At 68.7% G+C, this 26,190-nt stretch carries 16 protein-coding genes and 1 CRISPR repeat array (1 of these 17 cut by a window edge); of the genes, 9 read left to right on the top strand and 7 right to left on the bottom strand.

Going from position 1 to position 26,190, the window contains the following annotated elements; genetic code table 11:
- The first annotated feature begins 47 nt into the window (after positions 1-47).
- The gene (gene hemF / locus R5H19_RS16450) at positions 48-950 is read left to right on the top strand and encodes an oxygen-dependent coproporphyrinogen oxidase (RefSeq protein ID WP_318160126.1); all 903 of its coding nucleotides are present in this window, start codon (positions 48-50) and stop codon (positions 948-950) included.
- Between the two features lie 47 nt (positions 951-997).
- Here the strand turns inward: hemF and R5H19_RS16445 are convergent, their stop codons facing one another.
- A complete protein-coding gene (locus R5H19_RS16445; RefSeq protein WP_318160125.1) occupies positions 998-1,669 on the bottom strand; it encodes a hypothetical protein in 672 nt (223 codons plus the stop codon).
- Positions 1,670-1,813: 144 nt separating this feature from the next.
- On the opposite strand from R5H19_RS16445, the gene gpmA reads away from it, so the two are divergent.
- The gene (gene gpmA / locus R5H19_RS16440; protein WP_318160124.1) at positions 1,814-2,557 is read left to right on the top strand and encodes a 2,3-diphosphoglycerate-dependent phosphoglycerate mutase; all 744 of its coding nucleotides are present in this window, start codon (positions 1,814-1,816) and stop codon (positions 2,555-2,557) included.
- A gap of 247 nt (positions 2,558-2,804) precedes the next feature.
- Positions 2,805-3,350, top strand: coding sequence for a DUF1453 domain-containing protein (locus tag R5H19_RS16435; RefSeq protein ID WP_318160123.1), 546 nt, complete (start codon positions 2,805-2,807; stop codon positions 3,348-3,350).
- Positions 3,351-3,372: 22 nt separating this feature from the next.
- Here the strand turns inward: R5H19_RS16435 and R5H19_RS16430 are convergent, their stop codons facing one another.
- The 3 genes from R5H19_RS16430 to R5H19_RS16420 all read right to left on the bottom strand — a co-directional run bounded on the left by R5H19_RS16430 (position 3,373) and on the right by R5H19_RS16420 (position 6,929).
- Positions 3,373-5,163 carry a GGDEF domain-containing phosphodiesterase gene (locus R5H19_RS16430; RefSeq protein WP_318160122.1) on the bottom strand — a complete coding sequence of 597 codons (1,791 nt, stop codon included), beginning with the start codon at positions 5,161-5,163 and terminating at the stop codon, positions 3,373-3,375.
- Between the two features lie 180 nt (positions 5,164-5,343).
- Positions 5,344-6,390: a FecR family protein gene (locus R5H19_RS16425; protein ID WP_318160121.1), complete on the bottom strand. Its 1,047-nt coding sequence runs from the start codon at positions 6,388-6,390 to the stop codon at positions 5,344-5,346.
- Entirely contained in the window at positions 6,387-6,929 is a 543-nt protein-coding gene (locus tag R5H19_RS16420) for a sigma-70 family RNA polymerase sigma factor (protein ID WP_318160120.1), read from the bottom strand. Before R5H19_RS16420 ends, R5H19_RS16425 begins: the two co-directional genes overlap by 4 nt.
- A gap of 419 nt (positions 6,930-7,348) precedes the next feature.
- Here R5H19_RS16420 and R5H19_RS16415 point away from each other — a divergent pair, with 419 nt between their 5' ends.
- Both R5H19_RS16415 and R5H19_RS16410 read left to right on the top strand, forming a co-directional pair.
- The gene (locus R5H19_RS16415) at positions 7,349-10,045 is read left to right on the top strand and encodes a TonB-dependent receptor (protein ID WP_318160119.1); all 2,697 of its coding nucleotides are present in this window, start codon (positions 7,349-7,351) and stop codon (positions 10,043-10,045) included.
- Between the two features lie 66 nt (positions 10,046-10,111).
- Entirely contained in the window at positions 10,112-12,199 is a 2,088-nt protein-coding gene (locus tag R5H19_RS16410; protein ID WP_318160118.1) for an Atxe2 family lasso peptide isopeptidase, read from the top strand.
- 86 nt (positions 12,200-12,285) lie between these two features.
- Here the strand turns inward: R5H19_RS16410 and zapE are convergent, their stop codons facing one another.
- Together zapE and R5H19_RS16400 are read right to left on the bottom strand one after the other, a co-directional pair.
- Complete coding sequence (gene zapE, locus R5H19_RS16405) at positions 12,286-13,404, bottom strand: cell division protein ZapE (RefSeq protein ID WP_318160117.1); 1,119 nt, start codon at positions 13,402-13,404, stop codon at positions 12,286-12,288.
- 35 nt (positions 13,405-13,439) lie between these two features.
- On the bottom strand, positions 13,440-14,129 hold the full coding sequence (locus R5H19_RS16400; RefSeq protein WP_318160116.1) for an alpha/beta fold hydrolase: 690 nt from the start codon (positions 14,127-14,129) through the stop codon (positions 13,440-13,442).
- A 48-nt stretch (positions 14,130-14,177) separates the two neighbouring features.
- Here R5H19_RS16400 and R5H19_RS16395 point away from each other — a divergent pair, with 48 nt between their 5' ends.
- Positions 14,178-14,771, top strand: a complete 594-nt coding sequence (locus R5H19_RS16395) for an ACP phosphodiesterase (RefSeq protein WP_318160115.1) — start codon at positions 14,178-14,180, stop codon at positions 14,769-14,771.
- A gap of 265 nt (positions 14,772-15,036) precedes the next feature.
- Here R5H19_RS16395 and R5H19_RS16390 read toward each other — a convergent pair whose 3' ends face one another.
- Entirely contained in the window at positions 15,037-15,558 is a 522-nt protein-coding gene (locus R5H19_RS16390; RefSeq protein ID WP_318160114.1) for a c-type cytochrome, read from the bottom strand.
- A 490-nt stretch (positions 15,559-16,048) separates the two neighbouring features.
- On the opposite strand from R5H19_RS16390, the gene R5H19_RS16385 reads away from it, so the two are divergent.
- From R5H19_RS16385 to R5H19_RS16375, 3 genes are all read left to right on the top strand, one after another.
- Positions 16,049-17,290 carry an efflux RND transporter periplasmic adaptor subunit gene (locus R5H19_RS16385; protein ID WP_318160113.1) on the top strand — a complete coding sequence of 414 codons (1,242 nt, stop codon included), beginning with the start codon at positions 16,049-16,051 and terminating at the stop codon, positions 17,288-17,290.
- Positions 17,291-17,395: 105 nt separating this feature from the next.
- Entirely contained in the window at positions 17,396-20,629 is a 3,234-nt protein-coding gene (locus R5H19_RS16380; RefSeq protein WP_318160112.1) for an efflux RND transporter permease subunit, read from the top strand.
- 735 nt (positions 20,630-21,364) lie between these two features.
- Positions 21,365-24,505 (top strand): efflux RND transporter permease subunit, encoded by a 3,141-nt coding sequence (locus R5H19_RS16375; RefSeq protein ID WP_318160111.1) that lies wholly within the window; start codon positions 21,365-21,367, stop codon positions 24,503-24,505.
- Positions 24,506-24,808: 303 nt separating this feature from the next.
- Positions 24,809-26,190: a CRISPR direct-repeat array (repeat unit 28 nt; unit sequence TTTCTGAGCTGCCTGCGCGGCAGCGAAC); it runs 8,010 nt beyond the window's last position.

The following is a 26,190-nucleotide window of genomic DNA, read 5'->3' as shown; positions in this document are numbered from 1 at the left end:
TTGGCAGTGCTTGCTAGACTGGCCGGGTCGAATCGACGAGCCGGACGATGAGCGAGCAAGCCAACCAGGCCGAAACCTTCCTGCGCGAACTGCAGGACCGCATCTGCAGCGCGATCGAGCAGGCCGACGGCCGTGCGCGCTTCGCCGAGGATGCGTGGACGCGCGAGGCGGGCGGTGGCGGGCGCACCCGCGTGCTGCAGGGCGGCGCGGTGTTCGAGCAGGCCGGGGTGAATTTCTCGCGCGTGTCCGGCCACCAGTTGCCGCCCAGCGCCACCGCGCACCGGCCGGAGCTGGCCGGCGGCAGCTTCATCGCCACCGGCGTGTCGCTGGTGCTGCACCCGAACAACCCGCACGTGCCCACCACCCACGCCAACGTGCGCTATTTCGAGGCCAGCAAGGAAGGCGTGGAGCCGGTGTGGTGGTTCGGCGGCGGCTTCGACCTCACCCCGTTCTATCCGGTGGACGAGGACGTGCGGCACTGGCACACGGTGGCGCGCGAGCTGTGTGCGCCATACGGCGTGGACGTCTATCCGCGCTACAAGCAATGGTGCGACGAGTACTTCTACCTGAAGCACCGCGGCGAGACACGCGGCGTCGGCGGGTTGTTCTACGACGACCTCAACGAGGGCGGCTTCGAGCGCTGCTTCGCCTTCACCCGCGCCGTGGGCCAGGGGTTCCTCGATGCCTACCTGCCGATCGTCGAACGCCGCAAGGGCACGCCCTACGGCGAGCGCGAGCGCGAGTTCCAGCTGTACCGGCGCGGCCGCTACGTGGAGTTCAACCTGGTCTACGACCGCGGCACGCTGTTCGGCCTGCAGTCGGGCGGGCGCACCGAGTCGATCCTGATGAGCCTGCCGCCACGCGTGCGCTTCGAGTACGCGTACCAGCCCGAGGTCGGCTCGCCCGAGGCGCGACTGGCGGATTACCTCAAGCCGCGCGACTGGGTCTGACGCCACCTCACCGCGCAGGGCGGGCATCGCCCGCCCCACGGGCCGACCTAGGGCGTGGCGCCGCTGAACTTCTCTGCCGTGGCGCCCTTCACCGGGCCGATCTGCGCGCTGTCGCTGACTTTCAGCACCACCTCGCGGCGGAATTCCAGCGTGCCCTGCACCACGGCATGCGGGCCGATCACGATCACCGGCTTGCGTTCGCTGCCCCAGCGGAACCAGCCGTTGTTCGGCTTGTCGACCAGGATGCCGCCCTCGACGCGCGAGTCGGCACCGACCGTGATGTCGCCCGCCACCGTGCCGATGCCGCCGGCGACGTGGGCGCCATCCAGCACGATCGCGCCGTTGACGTTCTCGACCCGGCCACCGACGTCGGCGCCGCGGGCCAGACGGATGCTGCCGTTGACCGCATTCACCTTGCCGCTGACCCGGCTGGCGCTGCCCAGGCTGATCGCGCCGTTGACCGTGCCCAGTTCGGTCGCCTGCGCCTTGTCGCCCAGCTCGACTTCGCCGTTGACGGTGCTGGCCTCGTGCACGCTGGCGCCGCCGGCGATGCGCACCGAGCCGTTGACCGTGCTGACGTCGCCGACCTGCTGGCCGGCTTCGACCTGCACCGAGCCGTTGACCTTGTCGATGTCGTTGTCGCGCGCACTGGCCGGCGGCGGCAGCGCCAGGCCCAGCGCCAGCGCGGCGAGGATGAGGATCGTCGGGAATCGACGCATGGCAGTCTCCTTGAGGATGGGATACCGCACTGGGATGCGCCGCCGCCGCGGAAGGTTGGCATGACCTGTGGCAGGGGGCGCATTTGACGCTGCCTGGGCCGGCCTGCACCATTCCCCGTTTACACCTCACCGTTGGGCACTCTCATGCACAAGCTCGTCCTGATCCGCCACGGCCAATCGCAGTGGAACCTCGACAACCGCTTCAGCGGCTGGGCCGACGTCGACCTCACCGAGCAGGGCATGGCCGAGGCGCGCGAAGCCGGTCGCCTGCTGCGCGAGGGCGGCTACGCGTTCGACGTGGCGCACACCTCGGTGCTCAAGCGCGCGGTGCGCACGCTGTGGGGCGTGCAGGACGCGATGGACCTGATGTGGATCCCGGTGCTCACCGACTGGCGTCTCAACGAGCGCCACTACGGCGGACTCACCGGGCTCAACAAGGCCGAGACCGCGGCCAAGTACGGCGAGGACCAGGTGAAGATCTGGCGGCGCAGCTACGACGTGCCGCCGCCGCCGCTGGAGCGCGACAAGAACGAAGCGGTGCACGACCCGCGCTACGTGAAGCTCGACCCGAAGGACATTCCCGACACCGAATGCCTGAAGGACACCGTGGCGCGCGTGCTGCCGTACTGGCATGAGGTGCTGGCGCCGGCGATCAGGTCCGGCCAGCGCGTGCTGGTGGCCGCGCACGGCAATTCGCTGCGCGCGCTGGTGAAGTATCTCGACGGCATCTCCGACCAGGCGATCGTCGAGCTGAACATCCCCAACGGCGTGCCGCTGGTGTACGAGTTCGACGAGGCGCTGAAACCGATCAACCGCTTCTACCTTGGCGACGCCGAGGCGATCGCGGCGAAGATGGCCGCGGTGGCGAACCAGGGCAAGGCGAAATAACCCTCGCGCCGCATCCCTGTCCGGCAGCCCGCTTGCGGGCGATACCCCGGAGGCAGGGGTTCAGCATGCGCAAAAGCCAGCAGCATCGCCCGCGAGCGGGCTCCTGCGGCACCCTGAGCGACGCGGAGCCGAAAGACATGCCCGCGCTCGTCACGGATCCGCGCGCTGCCGAAGGGTGACAAGCGTCAGTCGCCCGCGCCGGGCGGCCGCACTATGCTGACCTCCCGCCCAGCCACCGGACTGCGCCATGCCCGCGCACCTGACCAACTACCTCGTGATGCTGCCGATTCTCGCCCTGATCGTGTGGCGCCGCGTCGGTCGTCAGTTCGGCCGCCAGCCGATCCGGCGCGGGCGGATGATCTTCCGTATCGCGGTGTTCGTGCTCGTCGGCGGCGTGCTCGCGCTCGGTGGATTGCATCGCATCGCGCTGGCCGAAGGCCTCGTCGGCGGGGTCCTGGCCGGTGGCGCGATCGGCCTGCTCGGATTGCGCCTGACCCGCTTCGAGACCGATCCGGTGAAGGGTGACTGTTACGTGCCGAACCCGTGGCTCGGCGCCCTGCTCACCGTGCTGCTGCTGGGCCGGCTGGGCTGGCGGTTGCTGGTCGTGTGGCCGCAGATGCAGCAAGAGCCGGCTCCACCCGGAGTGATGCCGCCGATGGGCCACGCCCTCACGCCGCTGACCATGCTGGTGATCGGCCTGCTGGTGGGCTACTACATCGTGTATTTCAGCGGCCTGCTGGTCCACCACCGCCGCTTCCAGCACGCGCATTCCGGTACCGCGACCGCGCGCTGAGCCGTCGCCGCGGCGCGGCAGGTCAGCCGGGCGGGTGGTCCGCCGGGCGCGGCAGGGGGGCGGACCGGTTGCTGCGCAGCCAGTCCGCCACGTCCGCCGCCGGCAGCGGGCGGGCGATGTGGAAGCCCTGCACCTCGTCGCAGTCCATGTCGCGCACGGCAGCCAGCACGCGCCCGGTTTCCACCCCTTCCATCACCACGCGGAAACCCAGCTCGTGAGCCAGCACCACCATCGAGCGCACCACTGCCGCGTCATGCCGGCTGGCGTCGAGCCCGCGCACCAGCGACTGGTCGATCTTCAGGCAGCTGGCGGGCATCTGGCGCAGCGCGTCGAGATTGCTGTAGCCGATGCCGAAGTCGTCGATGGCAATGCCCACGCCGGCCTCGCGCAGCGCGGCGAGGTGGCGGCGAGTGGCATCGCTGTGGCGCATCGTGGTGCTCTCGGTGAACTCCAGTTCCAGCCGCGTCAGCGGTACCGCGTGACGTTGCGCCGCGGTGGCCAGGCGCGTCTGCAAGGTGGCGTCGAGATCGGCGCTGGACACGTTCAGCGACAGCTGCACGTCGAGTCCGGCGTGCAGCCACGCGGCCAGCTGCGCCAGGCCGTGGTCGAGCACCCAGTCGGTCAGCGCGCGCATCAGCCCGGCCTGCTCGGCCAGCGGCACGAACACGCCGGGCGGCACCGCGCCCAGCGTGGGGTGGCGCCAGCGCGCCAGCGCTTCCAGAGCCACGCAACGGCCGTTGGCCAGCTCCACGCGCGGCTGGTAATGCAACTCCAGTTCGGTGCGCTCGGACAGCGCCGCAGCCAGTTCGGTGACCAGCAGGAACTCCTGCCGCTGCCGTTCGTCCTGCGCGTGGTCGTACCGCGCCCAGCCGGGCACGCTGTCCTGGGCAGCATGCGAGGCGCTCATCACCCGCCGCAGCGGATCGCCGCCGCGCAGCTCGCCGGCCTCGACCCGGAGCAGGCCCACACCCGGCTGCAGGGTGAGCGGCACGCCGAGGCAGTCGATCGGCTCGCGCAGCCGGGCTACCAGCGCATCCAGCCGCGCCGGAGGCGGTTCGTCGCGCGGGTCGGACAGCAGCACCGCCAGCCGCGAGGTGCCGACCTGGTAGAGCTGCATGCCCGGGCTCGTCCACGCCTGTACCCGCGCCGCCACCGCGCGCATCAGCGCGTCGGCGTAGACGTGACCCATGGCACGCACGAAGGCGTGGAAGCGCGCCACCGGCGCCGCCTCGATGGCGACCAGCCAGGCGGTGTCGTCGTCGCCCGGCAGTTGCGCGCGCAGGTCGGCGAAGAACGCGTTGCGATGCGGCAGCCCGGTGGCCGGGTCGGTGCGGTCGAGGTAGTTGCGCAGCGCCACGCCGGCGCCGGCCAGCGCGGCGGCGTCGCGCAAGGCGGCGCGTTCGCCGGCGGACAGCGTGAGGCGCGGGTGCCGGTCCGCGGCGAACAGCGCACCCAGCAGCTGGCCGTTCAGCGCGAACACCGGCTCGCATGCGAAAAAGCCGATGGCGGCGTGCGCCGGGTCAGTGCCGGCCGGCAGGAAGCGCGTGTCGTTGCGGGCGTCCGGCACGGCTTCGGCGACGCCGCGGCGTGCGGCTTGCCGGCAGGCGGCCAGCAGCGCGCCGTCGAGGCGCAGCGAATCGGCGTGGCCGGGCGGGGTGTACCAGAACGCACTGCCGTCGACCAGCAGCAGCGCCACCAGCGGCACCGCCAGCGCGTTGGCCGCCAGCCGCGCCACCGCGTCGAAACCGGGCAGGGCGTGGGGTTCGTCCGCGGCGACAATGGGTCGGGAATCCGCGAGCGATCCTTGCGTCATTTCCATCGTCCGCTCCCGTGGACGGCAGCATGGGTGCCGATCGTTGCAGGCTACTGCGGCACCGGCAGGGGAGCAACGTACGGGCGGGTCATTCAGGGCGGGTGCGGTGGTGCCCTGTGTTCCCTGGTTTTGCATCTCGATCAGGTACCGGCCGGAACCCCGTTCCGGCCGGGATTCCACTCATGGGGAGCGTGCTGTCGATAGGTCCTTCCGGAAAAACAGCGTCCGCTCCCCGGTGCTGCCACGACGGACCGATACGCCGTAGGAGCCGTGCAGCGCATCGACGAAAGCCTGGCTGTCGTCGTTGCGGAACACGCCGCTGACGCGCAGTCGTGCGACCGCGTCGTCGCCGATGACGATCCTGGAAGCGCCGTACCGGTTGAACTGGTCCACGGCCGCTGGCAGCGGCGTGTCGTTGAACACCAGCTTGCCGGACAGCCATGCTTCCGCCGTTCCGGTGTTGGCGGATTCGATAACGGGAGTGGCGTATGCCTTGCCCATCAGCAGCCGCTGCCCGGCGCTCATGGTCGTCGGGCTGGCATGGCGGCCGGGTTTGCCGCCTTCGGGGGTGACTTCGACACGACCCTCGACCAAGGTGACTTCGACCACGTCGCCGTGCTCGTAGACGTCGAAGCGGGTGCCGACCGCGCGCACCACGCCGCCTTGCGCCGTCACCAGGAACGGCCGTGCGGCATCCCTGGCGACCTGGAAGAAGGCGCGGCCCCGCTCCAGCACCAACTGCCGCGATTTCGCCGAGAACGCTGCCGACAGCCGCGTGTCGGTATCCATAGTGACGCGCGAACCGTCTTCGAGCACCAGCGTGCGCTGCTCGCCGACACCAGTGGCGTAGCTGCGCACCTCCGGCTGCTGCATGCGCCATGCGAACCAACCGCCGGCAAGCACTGCGACCAGCGACGCCGCCACGGCAAGCCGTGCTGCGGCGTGCCGGCGGCGGGGACTTCGTGTCTTGGCGGAATCCTTCCGCAGCGTGTCGCTTCGGCGCAGCGCCTCGCCGATCTCCGGCCGGTCGGCGTGCGCACCCAGCCCGGACCACAGGACTTCCAGCCGCTCGTAGACCGCCCGATGAGCATCGTCCGCCAACCAGCGCTGGAACTGCGCGCGTTCGCGTTCGCTGACGTCGTCCGCGCGCAGGCGTGCGAACCAGGCCGCCGCTTCGTGCCGCGCCGGATCGCCCGTGCTGGCGATGTGCAGTTGTTCCGTCCTCATGTCAGGTCCAGCCGTGCGTCGAAGTGCAGCAACGCCTTCATCATGTGCTTCTCCACCGCGCTCACGCTGATGCCCAGGTGCTGCGCGACGGCGCTGTAGCTCATGCCCTCGTAGCGTTGCAGCAGGAACACCGCCCGGCACCTCGGTGGCAACTCCTCCAGGGCATGCAGAAATGCGTTCAGCTGCTCCTGCCCTTCGTAGACGTGCTGCTCCGAAGGTGCCTCACCCAACGATTCGCCCGCGCACTCGTCGATCGGGAAGTGCGAGTGCACGTGACGCGTCTTGTTGCGGCGGAAGCGGTCCCTGAGCAGGTTGGCGGCAATGCGGAACAGGAACGCCTCGACGTTGGCGATCGGCTGCGTGGACTTCTGTTGCGCGAAGCGTACGAACACTTCCTGGGCCAGGTCCTCCGCATCTTCCCTGCTGCCCATGTGCAACAGGAAGTAGCGCACGAGCGAGCTTCGATAGCGCCGCGCCAGCATGTCGATGCCTTGCCCGGCATCGGCGTACACGAGGGCATCGGCATCCTCGCCAGGCATGATGCGATTCGTCGTGATGTCCGCCATGGCGGTGCGCCGGGAGGTGGCAACGGAAGGCCGACGCTACGCGAGGTCCGGGAGTGCCGCAAGTGGCGACGGAACGGTCCGGATGCAGGTGAGGCAAGCGCCGCGACCTGCGTCTACACAGACGTGCCGAGTACTTTCGAAAGATCGTCGTGCGCATCGTCGTCGCGCTTGCGCATCGGAAGGAAATGCCTGCGCACACGGAGATGCCGGCGGCCATCGCCATCCGTGTGAATCCGGTGCATGGCAGGTTGAAGCGGGCGGGGTGAGGTAAACGGGTACAACCGCGTCTACCCGGTGACGAGGCATGCCAGGGAACACCCTGAGTGCCGCGGATGATCCGGTGTGCAAGGACACGCCGGTGCCGACAAACCAGCATCATCGGGGGAGAACACATGATCGACGAGTCGACGCCGTTCGGGTGGCAAGCTGCGCGCAAGCGACGTTCCGCAGCGGCAGAAGGAGTGAGAGATTTACGGCACCTGCCGGCGCTTGGCCTCCTGTCGTTGGCCATCGTCCTCGCGCATGCTGCGCCGGTTCATGCGCAGAATGTTGGCGAGACGCGCGATTACGCGATTTCCAGCCAGCCATTGAGCACGGCGCTCAATCAATTGGCGCTGGCTGCAGACCGCCAGATCATGGTGCCCCCGGAGCTGGTGCGCGGACGCACGGCGCCGTCGCTTGCCGGGCACTACTCGCTCGACGCGGCGCTGCGACACCTGCTCACCGGCAGCGGGCTCACCTACGAGGTGACCGGCAACGGCACGGTGATCGTCAAGCAGGCTCCGCCGAATACGCCCCGGCGTCCGGCAAAGCCCGCTCCGGCGATGGGGCAGGAAGCTGGCCAGGAGGCCGGGCCGAGCATACTGGAGAGCGTCACCGTGACCGGTACGCGCATCCGCGGCGGCGACGCGCCGTCGCCGGTCATCACGATCGGCAGCGAGCGCATCCGGCAGGAGGGTTTCGCGACGCTTGGCGACGTGGTCCGCAGCCTGCCGCAGAACTACTCAGGCGGCCAGAATCCCGGGGTCATTCCCTTCACGATCTCGGGTGCCGGCGGCCAGAACACCAACGTCACCGGCGGCTCGGCGTTGAACCTGAGAGGGCTCGGCCAGGATGCCTCGCTCACGCTGCTCAACGGCCGCCGCATGGCGTATGGCGGCGTGTCGCAGGGCGTGGACATATCGGCGATTCCGGTGGAGGCGGTGGAGCGCATCGAGATCGTGCCGGACGGCGCCTCCGCGATCTATGGCTCCGATGCCGTCGGCGGCGTCGCCAACGTGATCCTCAGGCGCAGCTTCGACGGCGCTTCCGTCAGTGCGCGCCGCGGCGGCGCGATGGACGGCGGCCTGGGCACGCGCGAGTACGCCGCGACCGCCGGAACCACCTGGGCCAGCGGAGGCCTGATGGCAACGGTCAAGGATGTCTCCACCGATCCGATCTACGCACGCCAACGCGCGTACACGGCGCAGCTGCGCGATCCGTGGACGCTGTATCCCGAGAGCAGACAGCGCAGCGGCCTGCTGGGCGCCCACCAGCAGCTCGGCAGCGTCGCGGAGCTGAGCCTGGACGCTTTCAAGACCACCCGCTCGCAACGCTACGGTGTCTACAACGACGTAGGCAACCAGTATGTCGAGGCTGCACCCGACACGGCGACCTGGATGGTTTCCCCGGGCCTGTCGTTCTTTCTGCCGAACGACTGGACGCTTTCGGCCGCGGGCGCATGGGCGAGGAACCGCCACAGGCAGTACCAGTCCACCAAGAGGCTCGCCACCGGCGCTGTATCGGTGACCGACATCTGCGTCTGCACCGGCAGCCGCGTCGCGGAGCTGAGCGCCGAGGGGCCGCTGTTCGCGCTGCCAGCGGGCGATGCCCGCCTGGCTGTCGGCGCAGGCCATCGCAGGAACGATTTCCTCGAGTACAACCGCGTTTCCCGCAAGGCGACCATCGAAGGAGACGAAGCAAGCCGCTTTGCCTACGTCGAACTCAACATGCCCTTGCTGGGCTCTGGCCAGGACATGGGCAACGCGCAGCGGTTGGAGCTGTCCGTGGCCTTGCGCAACGAGAACTACGAGAGTTTCGGCGGCGTCAGCACGCCGAAGCTCGGCGTCGTCTACCGCCCGGGCGCCGACTTCACGCTGAAGGGTTCCTGGGGCAAGTCCTTCAAGGCACCCACGCTCTACCAGTTGTTGCGCAGCGAGCAGGTGGTGCTGCGGACCGCCCAGGGGAGTGGAGGAGCCGGTTTCCCCTCCAGCGCCACGGTGCTGTACCTGGACGGCGGAAACCCGGAACTGAAGCCCGAACGGGCACACACCTGGACGGCTTCCGCCGCGTTCCACCCGCAGGCGCTTCCCGGCCTGGAGACGGAGCTGACCTGGTTCGACATCGACTACACCGGCCGCGTGGTGCAGCCGATCACCGACCCGACCCAGGCGCTGAGCAACCCTGCTTACGCCGAGTTCGTGCAGCTGTTTCCGACGCCCGCGGAACAGGCGGCCATCATCGCCCGCGACGGGGACGGGGTGATTACCAACCAGGCCGGCAAGCCCTATGATCCGAACAACGTGGTCGGAGTGGTCTACTTCCATTTCCGCAACGCGGTGGCGCAACGCATCCGGGGGGCGGATCTCTCCGGTTCCTACCGGCTCGATCTGGGCAGCGGCCGGTTGACCCTTCGCGGCTCCGCGAGTTGGCTCCGCAGCACGCAGCGGTTTTCGACCACCCGGTTCGATCTGGCGGGCACGCTGCACAATCCGCCGACGTTTGCCGGACGGCTCGGTGCGGTGTGGAGCGCCGGGCCGGTGACGGCATCGGCCTTCCTCAACCACAAGGCGGGGCTGAAGAACGTCGTCGCCCACGAGCGGACCGCATCGTTCACCACGGTCGATACCACCTTGCGCTACGCGTGGGGATCGGGACGCGACGCAGCTCCGGATTGGGAGGCCGCCCTTTCGCTGCAGAACGTGTTCAACCGTACCCCGCCACTGCACACGATCGGTGCGGTCACCCCGTTCCAGGTGCCGCCCTACGACGCGACGAACTTCTCGCCCATCGGGCGCTTCGCCAGCGTGGCCGTGACCAAGCACTGGTGAACATGGACGTGCGGGCCTGCCGGGGTTCGGCAGCGGCATTGAAGGTGCGCGAAGAGGGCAATGGCGATGAACCGGAAGACGAGAGCGGTGCCCGGCCTATGGCTGGGTCTGGCCATGCTGGTATGCGGCGCCGATGGGCATGCCGTGTCGCCGCGGCAGCTGGTCGAGGTCGCGGATCTCGGTGGGCCGGTGGTTTCGCCCGACGGCCGCATGGTCGCGTACCGCGTCGAGCAGGCCTCGGTCGAGCGCAATACCTGGGAGACCGCCTGGTACGTCGCGAGCCTGGATGGCCTGGCGCCGCCACGCAGGGTAGGCGACGGCGGCATTCCGCTGCGCAATTCCTCGGGGGTGCCGCTCGCTGCGCAGGCAGTGTGGTCGCCGGACGGTCGCTGGATCCACTATCGGGCCCTGATCGGCGGCCGCATCGATGTGTGGCGCGCGGCCGTGGATGGAAGCTCCGCCGTGCCGGTCACGGGGGATCCGGCCGACGTCAGGGAGTTTCGCTTGAGCGACGATGGCCGCACGCTGCTCTACAGCGTCGGCGCGACGCGGAAGGAGGTGCTCGACGCGGAGCTGGCGGAGTATGACGCGGGGATCCGCATTGACAGCTCGGTTCCGATCGGCCAGGGCCTGTTCCGATCGGGGTACCTCGAAGAGAGGCTGGCGACGCAGCGGCTGAAGGACAACGAGGTCATACGCTACCCGTTGCTGGCCGAGGTTGCCGATCGCTGGATCTCGATCGATCTCGCCACCGGGGCGAGGAAGCCTGTCGCGGAAAGCGAGGTGGCTGCCGGCGAACGGCAGCAGCTGCTTACGCGAGATAGCAAGCCCTGGAAGACTTCGTATGAGCCTGGCGGCATCCGTGTCGCCGTGCTGACCCGCATCGGCGGGCAGCAGGGGCTGCGGGATTCGCCGGACGTGGAGCTCTCGGTCGTCGACCGGCGTCGGGGCCGGGTCGCGTGCGCCCTGCCTCTGTGCACCGGCGTGCCGATCACGGGTGTCCAGTGGCGGCCGGGCAGCAGCGACGTGGTCTTCACCGTAAGCAGCCCCGACGAGGGCTACGCGCAGTCGATCTTCCGCTGGGACGTCGAGACGAATGCCGTGCACCGGGTCGTCGATACGCAGGGCCTGGCCGGCGGCGGGCGCGATCGCTTCAGTCCCTGCGGGGTATCTTCCGCGGTGCTGGCGTGTGTAACCGCCGATCCGGACCGACCGCCGCGACTCGAGCGCATCGATCTCGTGTCCGGGGAGCGCCAAGTGCTGCACGATCCCAACCAGTCCCTCGCGTGGGACATGGAAGGCGTTTCCGTGCGGCCGCTCCGGTGGACGGACGGCGAGGGGACGACCTACACCGGCCAGCTCTTCACCCCGGCGGGAGGGAGCCATGGACCGGTTCCCCTGGTGGTCAGCTACTACTGGTGCCTCGGTTTCGTGCGCGGCGGCCTGGGCGACGAGATGCCGTTCGCGTCGCTTGCGGAGAAGGGCATCGCAGCGCTGTGCATCAATCGCGCGCCCGTGCGCACGAATGCCGTGGAGCGCTACGAGCTGGGACGTTCGGCCGTCGAGAGCGCCGTGGATCGGCTGGTCGCGGAAGGGCTGGTGGACCGGAACAAGGTGGGCATGGGCGGCCTGAGCTTCGGCACGGAAACGACGCTGTGGACCGCGATGTATTCGGATGCCCTGGCGGCGGCGTCCGTGAGTTCCCCGATGCTCTCCCCTCAGCTGCGCCTCTTGTCGGGCCTGCAGGGCGAAGCGTTCGAGCAGCGGCTCGACGCGTACTGGCAGCTTGGCGGCCGGGATGAAGCCAGCGCGGGGTGGCGAGCGATGTCGCCGGTGTTCAACCTCGATAGGTTCCGGATTCCGCTGCTGATGCAGATGCCCGAGCAGGAGTACATGCTCGTGCTGGACTACGCAATTCCGCTGATCCGCTCGGGCCTGGCCGACATGTACGTCTTCCCGCACGAGCCGCACCAGAAGTTCCAGCCCCGGCACAAGCTGGCGGTCTACCAGCGCAACCTCGACTGGTTCCGCTTCTGGCTGCAGGGATACGAGGAGCCGAACCCCGCCAAGGAAAAGCAGTACGCGCGCTGGCGGGAGATGAGAGCTGCGGTGTCGGCCAGGGCGGTACGGGGTGGCGCGCGTCAGGGCGGCTGATCCGCCGGATGCGGGCAGGGAGGGCCGCACCGGCTCCAGTCCCGATCCATGTGGTCCCGGCGTCGTTCGATCCCGACGCCGCCGGCTCACTCCGCCCGGTGCGGCAACGCCAGGTATTCCTCGCTCTGCATCTCGATCAGGCGCGACTCGGTGCGGCCGAACTCGGCGCGCAGGCGTTCGCCGTCGTACAGCTCGGTGATCGGCGCGGCGGCGGTGAGCACCAGCTTGACGTGGCGGTCGTAGAACTCGTCCACCAGCTGCACGAAGCGCTTGGCGGCGTCCTCGCTGTAGATGGTGAACTGCGGCACGTTGGCCACGATCACCGTCGGCCCGGCCTTGGCCAGCGCGATGTAGTCGGCCACCGCGCGCGGGCCTTCGCACAGCGCGGCGAACTCGAACCAGACGATGTCGTCGTCGCGCTTGACGAATGGAATGTCGCGGCCGTTGACGTGCAGGTTGCCGTTTTCCTGCACGGCGCCGCGGGCCTGGTCGGCGAAGATGCGCTCCAGCGCGCGGTGCGCCTCGGCGCCTGGCGGGGTGAGGTAGACCGGCGCCCGGGTCAGCGCGCGCAGGCGCCAGTCGTGCGCGGAGGCCATCTCGACCACACGGCAATGCTGCTCGATCAGCGCGATCGCGGGCAGGAAGCGCGCGCGCTGCAGGCCGCCCTTGTACAGGTTGGCCGGCGCGGTGTTGGAGGTGGTGACCAGGGTCACGCCGCGCGCGAACAGCGCGTCGAGCAGGCCGGACAGGATCATCGCGTCGCCGATGTCGTTGACCAGGAACTCGTCCAGGCAGAGCACGCGGCAGCGCGCGGCGATGCCGGCGGCCACCTCCACCAGCGGGTTCTGCCGTTCGCCCAGCGCGCGCAGGTGTTCGTGCACCTCGCCCATGAAGCGGTGGAAGTGCCGGCGCAGCGCCACGCCGTGCGGCAGGCTGGACGCGAACAGGTCCATCAGGAAGGTCTTGCCGCGGCCCACCGTACCCCACAGGTACAGCCCCGGCACCACCGCCGGCGGCTCGTTGCCGAGCAGCGATTTCAGCCGGCCGAACAGGCCGTTGCCGTTCGCCGGCACGGCGCACAGCGCCGCGTGCATGCGGTCGAATTTCGGCAGCAGCGCCAGCTGGGTCGGGTCGGACGCCCAGCGGTGCGCGGCAACGCCTTCGAGGTAGCGCGCGCTGGGCGCCAGCGAGGGGGATTCACTCATGGAGCGGGCAAGCCGGGGCGTGGAACGGACGGACGTCAGACATGCCGCTTCGGCGGCAGCCAGCCGTGCACCGCGTGCTTGATCGCGCCACGCAGGTCCATCAGCCGGCGGTGGAAGAAGTGGCTGGTGCCGGGCATGCGCACCAGTTCGGGCCGGTGCTGCAGCGCCTCGACCCAGTCGAATACCGCCTGTGGCTCGACGATCTCGTCGGCCTCGCCCATCACCACCAGCCACGGGCAGGTCGGCAGCGTCACCGTCTCGAACGGCCAGCGCCCCACCGGCGGCGCGATGCTGACCAGCGCGTCGGCGCGCAGGCGCGCCGCGTTGGCGATGCTGACGTAGCTGCCGAACGAGAAGCCGGCCAGCCACAGCGCATCGTCCGGGCGCACGCGACGCACCCAAGCCACCACCGCGGCGAGGTCGTCGCTTTCGCCGTGGCCCTTGTCGTAGCTGCCCGCCGAGTTGCCGGCCCCGCGGAAATTGAAGCGCACGGTGTCCAGGCCGGATTCGCGCAGCGCGCGTTCGGCCATGGTCACCACCTTGTTGTGCATGCTGCCGCCCTCGATCGTGAGCGGGTGGCAGATCACCGCCACGCCGCGGCGCGCGCAGGCCGGTTCGGCGACGTCGCTGATCGCCTCGAGCTTGCCGGCGGGTCCGTCCAGTATGAAACTGGCGGCGACATCCGGAAAGCCGGCAGGTGCGGTGGAGAGCTCGGTGGGAGTCATGCACGTGATGATAACCGCCGGACGCATCGGCTGCCGCGGACGGCGCGGATGAACCACCTGGCGCACGCGCTGCTGGCCGGCGACGACGAGGCCCTGCGGCTGGGCGGCATGCTGGGCGATTTCGTGCACGGGCGGCCGGATGCGACCGTGTTCCCGCCACGGGTGATCGCCGGCATCCGCCTGCACCGGGCGATTGATGTCTACACCGACGCCCACCCCGAGGTGCTGGCCGCCCGGGCGCTGCTGCCCGCGCCGTACCGCCGCTACGCCGGGATCCTGCTGGACATGTGGTTCGATCGCTGCCTGGCGCGGGATTTCCCGCAGTGGAGTGCGCAGCCGCTGGCGGAATACTCCGCCGCGCTGCGCGTCCTGCTGTGGCGGCAGGATCCGCTGCTGCCGCCGGCGCTGCGTCGCTTCCGCGGCTACATGGAAGCGCACGGCCTGCCGGCCGCCTACACCGACGATGCCGTACTGGACGAGGCGCTGGGCGGCATCGGGCAGCGCCTGCGCCGCGCCAACCCGCTGGCCTCGGCGTTGCCGGTGCTGCTGGAACGGGAAGCGGAACTGCAGCGGCGTTTCGAGGCGTTCTTCCCGGAGCTGCGGGAATTCGCGCAGACGTGGGTCGAAGCGTACGCGGAGTGAGGCGGCGCCCCTTCTCCTGCGTGAGCAGGGGAGGGGGTCGCTCTTCGCCGCAAAGTCAAAAGCACCCCCTCACCTGAAGGACTCCCTGCGGTCGCCAACCGCTTTGCTCCCTCCCCTGCGTAGCAGGGGAGGGCTGGGGAGGGGTGCTTTTGATCTTTTCGCACGCCGGGGCTCCCCATCCCAACCTTCCCCCAAGGGGGAAGGGGCAAACGAAAACGCCGCCCAAAGGGCGGCGTTTGAAGCAAGCTTGTTGGATCAGGCGAAGTTACTTCGCCTGATCAGCCAGCCAGTGCACGGCGTTGGTCACCTGTTCGGCGGTGAGCGCCGGGTTGCCGCCCTTGGGCGGCATGAAGTTGCCGTCCGGGCCGTGGTAGCCGTCGATCGCATGCTTGACCAGGGTGTCGATGCCCTGGGCCAGGCGCGGGCCCCAGGCAACCTTGTCGCCGGTCTTCGGGGCGCCGGCGACGCCGGAGGTGTGGCAGCTGGTGCACAGGTGGTCGTAGATCGCCTTGCCGTCGGTGGTGCCGCCGTAGGCGACCTGCGACGCGGCGGCCTTGGCGGCGGCGTCCGCAGCGGCCTGCATGGCGGCGCGGCCGGTGTTGCCGGCGTAGACGGCGCCGTCCGGCGCGATCCGCGCGGTGACGCGGGCCGGCTGGTTCGGGTTGGTTTCCTTCGGCTCGTGGTCGTGGATCGCCAGCGCCGCGAGGATCAGCACCACGGTCAGCACGACCAGGCCGCCGATCATGACCGAAAACTGGCGCAGGACGCTCTGGTCGGATTTGCTCATGGAACCGCTCACGCACGTACTCCTGTCAGAGGGCGGCGGAACGCCACGATGGCTGCCCGACCTGCCTGGATGATCTGTTGCCGTCGCGCCGGTTCGATGGAGACGCCCCGATGCGACCCGCCGCGAACGAGTGCGCGGCGCCAATCACGCTTGCCGCCCGACCCGGGTTCGGGATCGTGCAGGCAACCAGTCGGCGATTATAAACGAAGCACGCGGCAAGTTTCAGGCCCCCATGGCGATCTGCCGCGTCCGGCATGGCCGCCGCGGCGGCCGCCGGGTGCCGGCGAGGGCCGTGCCGCGGGCGCTGCCCCTGCCATCGGTCATGTCGCACCCATGTCAACCGGCATTGTCCAAGTTCGTTGAACTGCTTCTATGCTTCGGCCACTTGCGGATGCGCGCGGGCATGGTCCGGCCCGCATCCGCCGCTTCGCCACTGCATGCTACACAGTCGTGCGCCGATGGGTCGCACCGTCCAGTCCGGGAGTTTTACATGTCGCGTTTTTGGAAAATCGCGTTGATCGCCGTTGCCGTGATCGTGGTGGCAGGGGTGGGTTTCCGCCTGCTGCACAAGCCGGCTCCGGCCGGCTCCGCATCGGTGCATGCCGCGAACAAGGGCAAGGACGGCAAGGACGAGACGCCGCCGGTGCCGGTCACCGTGGTGCCGGTGGTGAGGCAGAACGTGCCGGTCTACCTGACCGCGCTGGGCACGGTGCAGGCGCTCAACACGGTGACGGTGAACCCGCAGGTGGGCGGCCAGCTGCTCAGCCTGGAGTTCACCGAGGGCCAGCCGGTGAAGAAGGGCCAGCTGCTGGCGCAGATCGATCCGCGCACCTACCAGGCCGCCTACGATCAGGCCGTGGCGCGCCAGCGCCAGGACCAGGCCCAGCTGGAGACCGCCAGGAGCAATCTGGCGCGCAGCCAGGACCTGGCCGCCCAGGGCTACATCTCCAAGCAGGACCTGGATACCCTGCGCAACACCGCCGCCCAGTACGAGGCCGCGGTGGCCGCCGACGCGGCCAGCGTGCGCGACAGCCAGGTGCAGCTGGCCTACACCAAGGTGATCTCGCCGATCGACGGCCTGGCCGGCATCCGCAACGTGGATCCGGGCAACGTGGTGACCACCAGTACCGGTATCGTCACGTTGACCCAGCTGCACCCGATCAACGTGATGTTCACCCTGCCCGAGCAGAATCTCGACATGGTGCGCCGTGCTGCCGCGAAGGAGGGCGCCGCGCTGCAGGTGACCGCGCTGGACCGCACCGACGCGCATCCGATCGCCAGCGGCGGCGTGCTCAAGGTGGTCGACAACCAGATCGACACCAGCACCGGCACGTTCCGCCTGAAGTCGGAGTTCCCGAACGCGAACAACGAATTGTGGCCGGGCCAGTTCGTCAACGTGCGCCTGCTGGTCAACACCGTCGACGGTGGCCTGGTGATCCCGACTCAGGCGGTGCAGCGCGGGCCGGACGGCGACTACGTCTACCAGGTGCAGGCCGACAGCACGGTGAAGATGCAGCCGGTGACGGTGGCCGGCGAAGTGGGCGACAGCCACGTGATGATCGGCACGGGCCTCCAGGCCGGCGACCGGGTGGTCACCGAAGGCCAGTTCCGGCTGAAGCCGGGCAGCAAGGTCAACGCACTGAAGCCGGGCGAAGTGCCGGCGGCGCCGACCGCGGCCGAGCTGGAGAAGGCCAAGCAGAACGCCAAGGGTGGCGGCCGTCGCCGCGGCTGAGCGGCCGCGTGCCGGCCGGCGCCACGCCACCGTAGCCGCGTGAAACCGGCCGTGACCGGCCATGATCGCGGCTGAAACCGCACCAATACGTTGTTACGGATAGCCATGGGATTTTCGACGCTCTTCATTCGCCGCCCGATCGCCACCTCGCTGCTGATGGTGGCGGTGCTGCTGCTCGGCATCCTCGGCTACCGCCAGCTGCCGGTGTCGGCGCTGCCGGAGATCGAGGCGCCCAGCCTGGTGGTCAGCACGCAGTACCCGGGCGCCAGCGCCAGCACCATGGCGGCGCTGATCACCACCCCGCTGGAGCGCAACCTGGGGCAGATCTCCGGGCTCACCATGATGAGCTCGGACTCCTCCGCCGGGCTGTCCACGATCATCCTGCAGTTCTCGATGGACCGCGACATCGACATTGCCGCGCAGGACGTGCAGGCGGCGATCAACCAGGCCAAGGGCACGCTGCCGGGCAACCTGCCGTATCCGCCGGTGTACAACCGGGTGAACCCGGCCGACGCGCCGATCCTCACCCTGAAGCTCACTTCCGACAGCCGCCAGCTGCGCGAGGTGAACGACCTGGCCGACTCGATCATCGCGCAGAAACTGTCGCAGGTGCAGGGCGTGGGCCTGGTCTCGATCGCCGGCAACGTGCGCCCCGCGGTGCGCGTGCAGGTGAATCCGGCGCAGCTGTCCAACCTCGGCCTGACCATGGAGGACGTGCGCAGCGCGCTGACCCAGGCCAACGTCAACGCGCCGAAGGGCACGCTGAACGGCAAGACGCAGAGCTACTCGATCGGCACCAACGATCAGCTCGCCGATGCGGCCGAGTACAAGAACACCATCATCAGCTACAAGAACAACTCGCCGGTGCGCCTGTCCGACGTGGCCAACGTGGTCGACGGCGTGGAGAACGACCAGCTCGCCGCGTGGGCCAACGGCCAGCCGGCGGTACTGCTGGACGTGCGCCGCCAGCCCGGCGCGAACATCGTGCAGACGGTGGAGCACATCCGCGCGGTGCTGCCGGAGCTGCGCAGCGCGCTGCCGGCCGACGTGCATCTGGACGTGTTCGCCGACCGCACGGTGACCATCCGCGCCTCGGTGCACGACGTCGAGTTCACCCTGATCCTCACCGTGTTCCTGGTGATCGGCGTGATCTTCGTGTTCCTGCGCCGGCTGTGGGCCACCATCATTCCGGCCACGGCGGTGCCGCTGTCGCTGATGGGTACGTTCGGCGTCATGGCGTTCACCGGCATGTCGCTGGACAACCTGTCGCTGATGGCGCTCACCGTGGCCACCGGTTTCGTGGTCGACGATGCGATCGTGATGATCGAGAACATCGTGCGCTACATCGAGCAGGGCCGGGAGGGCAAGGAGGCGGCCGAGGTCGGCGCGAAGGAGATCGGCTTCACCGTGCTGTCGCTGACCGTGTCGCTGGTGGCGGTGTTCCTGCCGCTGCTGCTGATGCCCGGGGTCACCGGCCGGCTGTTCCACGAGTTCGCCTGGGTGCTGACCATCGCGGTGAGCATCTCGATGCTGGTGTCGCTGACGCTGACGCCGATGATGTGCGCCTACCTGCTCAAGCCCGACCAGCTGCCCGAGGGCGAGGATGCGCACGAGCGCCACGCCGCCGCCGGCAAGCGCACCGTGTGGTCGCGTACTGTCGCCATCTACGAGCGCTCGCTGGACTGGGTGCTCGACCACCAGCGCCTGACCATGCTGGTGGCCGGCGCCGCGGTGGTGCTCACCGTGTTCCTGTACATCGTGATTCCCAAGGGCCTGCTGCCCGAGCAGGACACCGGGCTGATCACCGGCGTGGTGCAGGCCGACGACAACATCGCGTTCCCGCAGATGGAAGAGCGCACCAAGGCGGTCGCCGAGGCGCTGCGCAAGGACCCGGCGGTGGCCGGCGTGGCCGCCTTCATCGGCGCCGGCACCATCAACCCCACGCTCAACCAGGGCCAGCTCAGCATCGTGCTGAAGGATCGCGGCGACCGCGACGGCCTGGACGCGCTGCTGCCGCGGCTGCAGCACGCCGTGGCCGGCATCCCCGGCGTGGCGCTGTACCTGAAGCCGGTGCAGGACGTGACCCTGGACAGCCGCGTGGCCGCCACCGAATACCAGTATTCGCTGTCCGCCGTGAAGGCGGACGAGCTGGCCGGCTATGCCAACCAGATGACCCAGGCGATGCGCCAGCGGCCGGAACTGGCCGACGTGGACAACAACCTCGCCGACAACGGCAACGCGCTCAAGCTGACCATCGACCGCGAGAAGGCCAGCCGCCTCGGCGTGCCGGTGCAGACCATCGACGACACCCTGTACGACGCCTTCGGCCAGCGTCAGATTTCCACCATCTTCACCCAGCTCAACCAGTATCGCGTGGTGCTGGAAGTGGCGCCGGAGTTCCGCACCACCACCGGCCTGCTCGACCAGCTCACCGTGCGCGGCAACGGCAACGGCGCGCTCACCGGCAGCAACGCGACCAGCTTCGGCCAGCTGAAGTCGAGCAACTCGGCGACGCCGTCGGGCATCGGCAACGCGGGCAACGTCGGCTTCACCCTCGGCGGCGGCGGCACCATCCCGCTGTCATCGCTGGTCAGCGCGCAGGTCACCAGCGCGCCGCTGGTGGTCAGCCACCAGCAGCAGCTGCCGGCGGTGACGCTGGCGTTCAACGTGGCACCGGGCTACTCGCTGTCCGACGCGGTGGCGGCAATCCACGAGGTCGAGCGGCAGCTGGACTTCCCGCCGCAGATCCGCGGCGAGTTCGTCGGCAAGGCGGCCGAGTTCGCTTCCTCGCTGGGCGACGAAGTGCTGTTGCTGCTGGCCGCGATCGTGGTGATCTACATCGTGCTGGGCGTGCTGTACGAGAGCTACATCCACCCGTTGACGATCATCTCCACGCTGCCGCCGGCCGGCGTCGGCGCCTTGCTCGCACTGATCCTGTGCGGCATGAGCCTGTCGGTGGACGGCATCGTCGGCATCGTGCTCTTGATCGGCATCGTGAAGAAGAACGCGATCATGATGATCGACTTCGCGATCGAGGCGCGCCGCACCGGACTGAATGCGCGCGACGCGATCCACCGCGCCTGCCTGCTGCGCTTCCGCCCGATCATGATGACCACCGCCGCGGCGATGCTCGGCGCGTTGCCGCTGGCGCTGGGCAACGGCATCGGCGCCGAGCTGCGCCGGCCGCTGGGCGTGGCGATCGTCGGTGGCCTGCTGCTGTCGCAGCTGGTCACGCTGTACACCACGCCGGTGATCTACCTGTACATGGAGCGCTTCTCCGATTGGCTGGCCGAGCGCCGCGAGCGGCGCGCGCTGGTCCAGGCCCGCAGCGCTGCGTGATCCCGTGGCCGTATCCTGCCCCCTCCCCTGCGAAGCAGGGGAGGGTTGGGGAGGGGTCGCTCTTCACCCCAAAGCCAAAAGCACCCCCTCCCCACCTCCCCCTGCTGCGCAGAGGGAGGAGTTGCTGCCTTGCTCCCTCCCCTATGCAAGCAGGGGAGGGTTGGGGAGGGGTCGCTCTTCACCGCAAAGTCAAAAGCACCCCCTCCCCACCTCCCCCTGCTGCGCAGGGGGAAGAGTTGCTGCCTTGCTCCCTCCCCTGCGCAAGCAGGGGAGGGTCGGGGAGGGGTCGCTCTTCACCGCAAAGTCAAAAGCACCCCCTCCCCACCTCCCCCTGCTGCGCAGGGGGAGGAGTTGCTGCCTTGCTCCCTCCCCTGCGCAAGCAGGGGAGGGTCGGGGAGGGGTCGCTCTTCACCGCAAAGTCAAAAGCACCCCCTCCCCACCTCCCCCTGCTGCGCAGGGGGAGGAGTTGCTGCCTTGCTCCCTCCCCTGCGCAAGCAGGGGAGGGCTGGGGTGGGGTCGCTCTTCACCGCAAAGTCAAAGGCATCCCCTCCCCACCTCCCCCTGCTGCGCAGGGGGAGGAGTTGCTGCCTTGCTCCCTCCCCTGCGTAAGCAGGGGAGGGTCGGGGAGGGGTCGCTCTTCGCGAAGCCGGACCGATCAACCTTTTCGCAGCCCGTGCGTTGAGAATGGGATGATCCGTCCGCACCGCTTCGCCCATCCCCGCTTTCGTTGAACCCATGAACCTCTCCGGTACCTTCATCCGCCGCCCGATCGGCACCTCCCTGCTGGCGATCGGCCTGTTCGTGGGCGGCATGATCTGCTACTTCCTGCTCGGCGTGGCGGCGCTGCCGAACATGCAGTTCCCGGCGATCTTCGTGCAGGCCAGCCAGGCCGGCGCCGACGCCAGCACCATGGCCTCCACCGTGGCCGCGCCGCTGGAACGGCACCTGGGCCAGGTGCCGGGCATCGAGACGATGCGCTCGTCCAGCTCCGAAGGCCGCACCTTCGTCTTCATGATGTTCCGCACCGGCACCGACCTGGATTCCGCCGCGCGCGACGTGCAGGCGGCGATCAACGCGGCGGCGCCGGACCTGCCCAGCGGCCTCAACGGCCAACCCAGCTACCAGAAGGCGAACCCGAACGACGACCCGATCATCGCGCTGGCGCTGACTTCGGATACGCAATCGGCGGCCGACCTGTACAACCTCTCCGACACCCTGCTGGCGCAGCGGCTGCGCCAGTTGCCCGGCGTGTCGTCGGTGGAGATCGCCGGCGCGGCCACGCCGGCGATCCGCGTCGACGTGAACCTGCGTGCGCTGAACGCGATGGGGCTGTCGCCGGACCAGCTGCGCAACGCCTTGAGTGCGGCCAACGTGACTTCGCCGGAGGGCTTCCTGTCCAACGGCAAGACCACCATGTCGATCAGCGCCACCACCCAGCTGCACAACGCGGACGAATTCGCTCAACTGGTGGTCGCCAGCCGCAACGGCACGCCGGTGCGGCTGTCCGACGTGGCCAGGGTCTACGCCGGCCAGCAGGATGCCTACCAGGCCGCCTGGTTCCACGGCAAGCCGGCCGTGCTGATGTACGTCTACAAGAAGGCCGACGCCAACGTCATCGCCACCGTCGACCTGGTCAAGGACCAGCTGCCGGCGCTGCGCAGCTACCTGTCGCCGGGCACCGTGCTGACCCCGTTCTTCGACGGCACGCCGACCATCCGCGCCTCGCTGCACGAGGTGCAGGCCACGCTGCTGATCTCGCTGGCGATGGTGGTGCTGGTGATGGCGCTGTTCCTGCGCCGGCTGGCGCCCACGCTGATCGCCGCGGTGGCAGTGCCACTGTCGCTGGCCGGCGCGTTCGTGGTGATGTACGTGCTCGACTACACGCTCAACAACCTCACCCTGCTGGCGCTGGTGATCGCGATCGGCTTCGTGGTGGACGATGCGATCGTGGTGATCGAGAACATCATCCGCCACATCGACGCGGGCATGACGCGCTTGCAGGCCACCCTGGCCGGCGCGCGCGAGATCGGCTTCACCATCGTCTCGATCACCGCCTCGCTGGTCGCCGTGTTCATCCCGCTGTTGTTCGCCGGCGGCGTCACCGGCATGTTCATGCACGAGTTCTCGGTGACCCTGGTGGCGGCGATCGTGGTCTCCGCGCTGGTCTCGCTGACGCTGACGCCGGCGTTGTGCGGGCGCTTCCTCAACGGGCATGCCGCAAGGGAAAAGGCGCAGCCGTCGCGGCTCGCCCGCGCCCTGGACGGCTTCCACGCCGGCATGCTGCGCGTGTACACCCGCGCACTGAACTTCTCGCTGCGCCACGCGCTGCTGTTCTCGCTGACTCCGCTGGTGCTGATCGTGGTCACCTTCTACCTGTTCGGCGTGGTCAAGGCCGGCCTGTTCCCGGCGCAGGACACCGGCCTGATCTGGGGCCGCGCCAGCTCCAGCGCCACCGTCTCGTTCGCCGAAAGCAGGCAGCGGCTGGAGCGGTTGACTACGATGCTGATGGCCGACCCGGACGTGGCCACCGTCGGCTCGCGCCTGGGCAGCAGCCGGCAGGGCACCAGCGGCTCGTTCAACATCGACCTGAAGACCCGCGCCGAAGGCCGCCAGGACGATACCTTCGCGGTGCTCGCGCGGCTCAGCGCGAAGGCGGCCAACTACCCCGACCTCAACCTGCGCCTGCGCCCGGTGCAGGACCTGCCCAGCGGCGGTGGCGGCGGCACCAGCCAGGGCGCGCAGTACCAGGTGTCGCTGCAGGGCAACGACCTGGCCAGCCTGCAGGAGTGGCTGCCGAAACTGCAGACCGAACTGAAGAAGAACCCGAAGCTGCGCGACGTCGGCACCGACGTCGACGAGGCCGGCCTGCGCCAGAACATCGTGATCGACCGCGACAAGGCCGCGCGCCTGGGCGTGTCGATCGGCGCCATCGACGGCGCGCTGTACGACGCCTTCGGCCAGCGCCAGGTGTCCACCATCTACTCGGACATCAACCAGTACCAGGTGGTGGTCAACGCGCTGCCCGATCAGACCGCCACGCCGGAGGCGCTCAACCGCATCTACGTGCGCTCCGGCAGCGGCCAGATGATCCCGATCACCGCGTTCGCGAAGCAGCAGCCGGGGCTGGCGCCGTCGCAGATCACCCACGAAAACCAGTACACCACGATGGACCTGAGCTTCAACCTCGCGCCCGACGTGAGCATGGGCGAGGCGATGGCAATCATCCAGTCCACCGTGAAGAACATGCGCATGCCCGGCGACATCCGGGTGCAGATGGGCAACGACTTCCGCCGCTTCCAGCAATCGCAGAGCGGCATGGGCTGGCTGATCCTGGCCGCCGTGCTCACCGTCTACATCGTGCTCGGCATGCTGTACGAAAACCTGATCCATCCGGTCACCATCCTGTCCACCCTGCCGGCCGCCGGCGTGGGCGCATTGCTGGCGCTGTGGCTGACCGGCACCGAGCTGTCGGTGGTGGCGCAGATCGCGCTGGTGCTGCTGATCGGCATCGTCAAGAAAAACGCGATCATGATGATCGACTTCGCCCTGGTCGCCCAGCGCGAGCACGGCAAGAGCCCGCTGGAAGCGGCGCGCGAAGCGTGCACCGTGCGTTTCCGCCCGATCATGATGACCACCATGGTCGCCATCCTCGCCGCGTTGCCGATCGCCATCGGCCTCGGCGAAGGCAGCGAGCTGCGTCGCCCACTCGGCATCGCCCTGATCGGCGGCCTGCTGATCTCGCAAAGCCTCACCCTGCTCAGCACCCCCGCGCTGTATGTGGTGTTCTCGTGCCTGGCCGAGCGGCGGAAAGCGTGGGCCGCAAGGCGGCGTGAGCACAAGACGGCACGACGCAGGGAACGGCTGGCCAGGGCATGACCCGGAATCCATCGGACACCTGTGCGGCAGGAAACGGTGCAACGCGCAGGGTGTCGATCCTGTCCCTTTTTTTTGAGCTGTGTGCAGGGCAGCAAAGCCGGAGGTCGATGATCTGACCGGTTTCCGTGTTTTCTGAACTGACGGAAAAATAACTTGCCATCTGCACGGCAAATGACAAGTTATTTTTCCAATATTCCCGTGTAGCAGCGAACGCGCAACTGGTGATACTCCACACGAATCGGTGGGTTCCGGTCAGAGCGCATTTCCTGATCCACCGCGCAAGTGGATCGACAAGGACGGCCATTTCTTAGCTGCCTGCGCGGCAGCGAACTCCAGTGCCAGGCCGCAGCCGCGCGGGCCGGTGTTTCTGAGCTGCCTGCGCGGCGGCGAACACCAGGTGCGGCTCGGCGGTGGCTTTCTGCGCTTTCTGAGCTGCCTGCGCGGCAGCGAACGGCGCCCTAACCTTCACGCTCCGACTACCATATTTCTGAGCTGCCTGCGCGGCAGCGAACGCGGCCGGCGCGACGGCATGGAATCCGTGCTTTTTCTGAGCTGCCTGCGCGGCAGCGAACATTTACGCGGTGCTTCGCGCCGCTGGCCTTGATTTCTGAGCTGCCTGCGCGGCAGCGAACCCTAACGGGCAAATGGTCAGGCTGGCGGGTTCTTTCTGAGCTGCCTGCGCGGCAGCGAACAGCGGGCAAAGCCTCGCCGCCACCCTCAAGAATTTCTGAGCTGCCTGCGCGGCAGCGAACCAGCTCGCGAATGGATGGCATGGGGCCGTTGATTTCTGAGCTGCCTGCGCGGCAGCGAACGGCCCCGTCCTGACGTGCGTCGAATTTGCGCATTTCTGAGCTGCCTGCGCGGCAGCGAACATGGCCGCGGTTTCCTCATCGGCTGGACCTACTTTCTGAGCTGCCTGCGCGGCAGCGAACTCCTTGAGCCGCGCCGCTTCAAGATCCTGTATTTTCTGAGCTGCCTGCGCGGCAGCGAACGTGACCCCTCGCCTGCTGATCCTGGCGTGGGTTTTCTGAGCTGCCTGCGCGGCAGCGAACCCGGAACGATGCTGTCCCGGTTGTGTTTGCGCTTTCTGAGCTGCCTGCGCGGCAGCGAACCGCGAGCAGGGCAGCGCTGACCCAAGGCAGAATTTCTGAGCTGCCTGCGCGGCAGCGAACCCGCTGAACACCCGCGCCATCGCCTGCCTCAATTTCTGAGCTGCCTGCGCGGCAGCGAACCAGTACACCGCCGTGCGCAGCGCCGCGGCGCATTTCTGAGCTGCCTGCGCGGCAGCGAACCGGCGCCTCAAACGACGCAGGGACGTCAATGCTTTCTGAGCTGCCTGCGCGGCAGCGAACGCGTTGCAGGGCGGAGCGCTGGCGGAAGGTGTTTTCTGAGCTGCCTGCGCGGAAGCGAACGTCTCGCCTATGGCTGCGGCGGCGCGGACGATTTTCTGAGCTGCCTGCGCGGCAGCGAACGAACAGGGCCTGCGCGACGGTGATGCCGGCGTTTTCTGAGCTGCCTGCGCGGCAGCGAACGTCCTGGACCGAAGCGAGTCAACCGAGGCGAATTTCTGAGCTGCCTGCGCGGCAGCGAACATACCCACAGACGATGGCCAGGAGGATCAGGATTTCTGAGCTGCCTGCGCGGCAGCGAACCATGCCCTGCGAGTAGCGCGTGAAGCCGGTGCT

This window comes from Rhodanobacter sp. KK11 (assembly GCF_033345435.1).
Classification (GTDB): domain Bacteria; phylum Pseudomonadota; class Gammaproteobacteria; order Xanthomonadales; family Rhodanobacteraceae; genus Rhodanobacter.
Note: the sequence above shows the minus strand (reverse complement) of the source record. Positions and strands in the feature narration are given on the sequence as shown.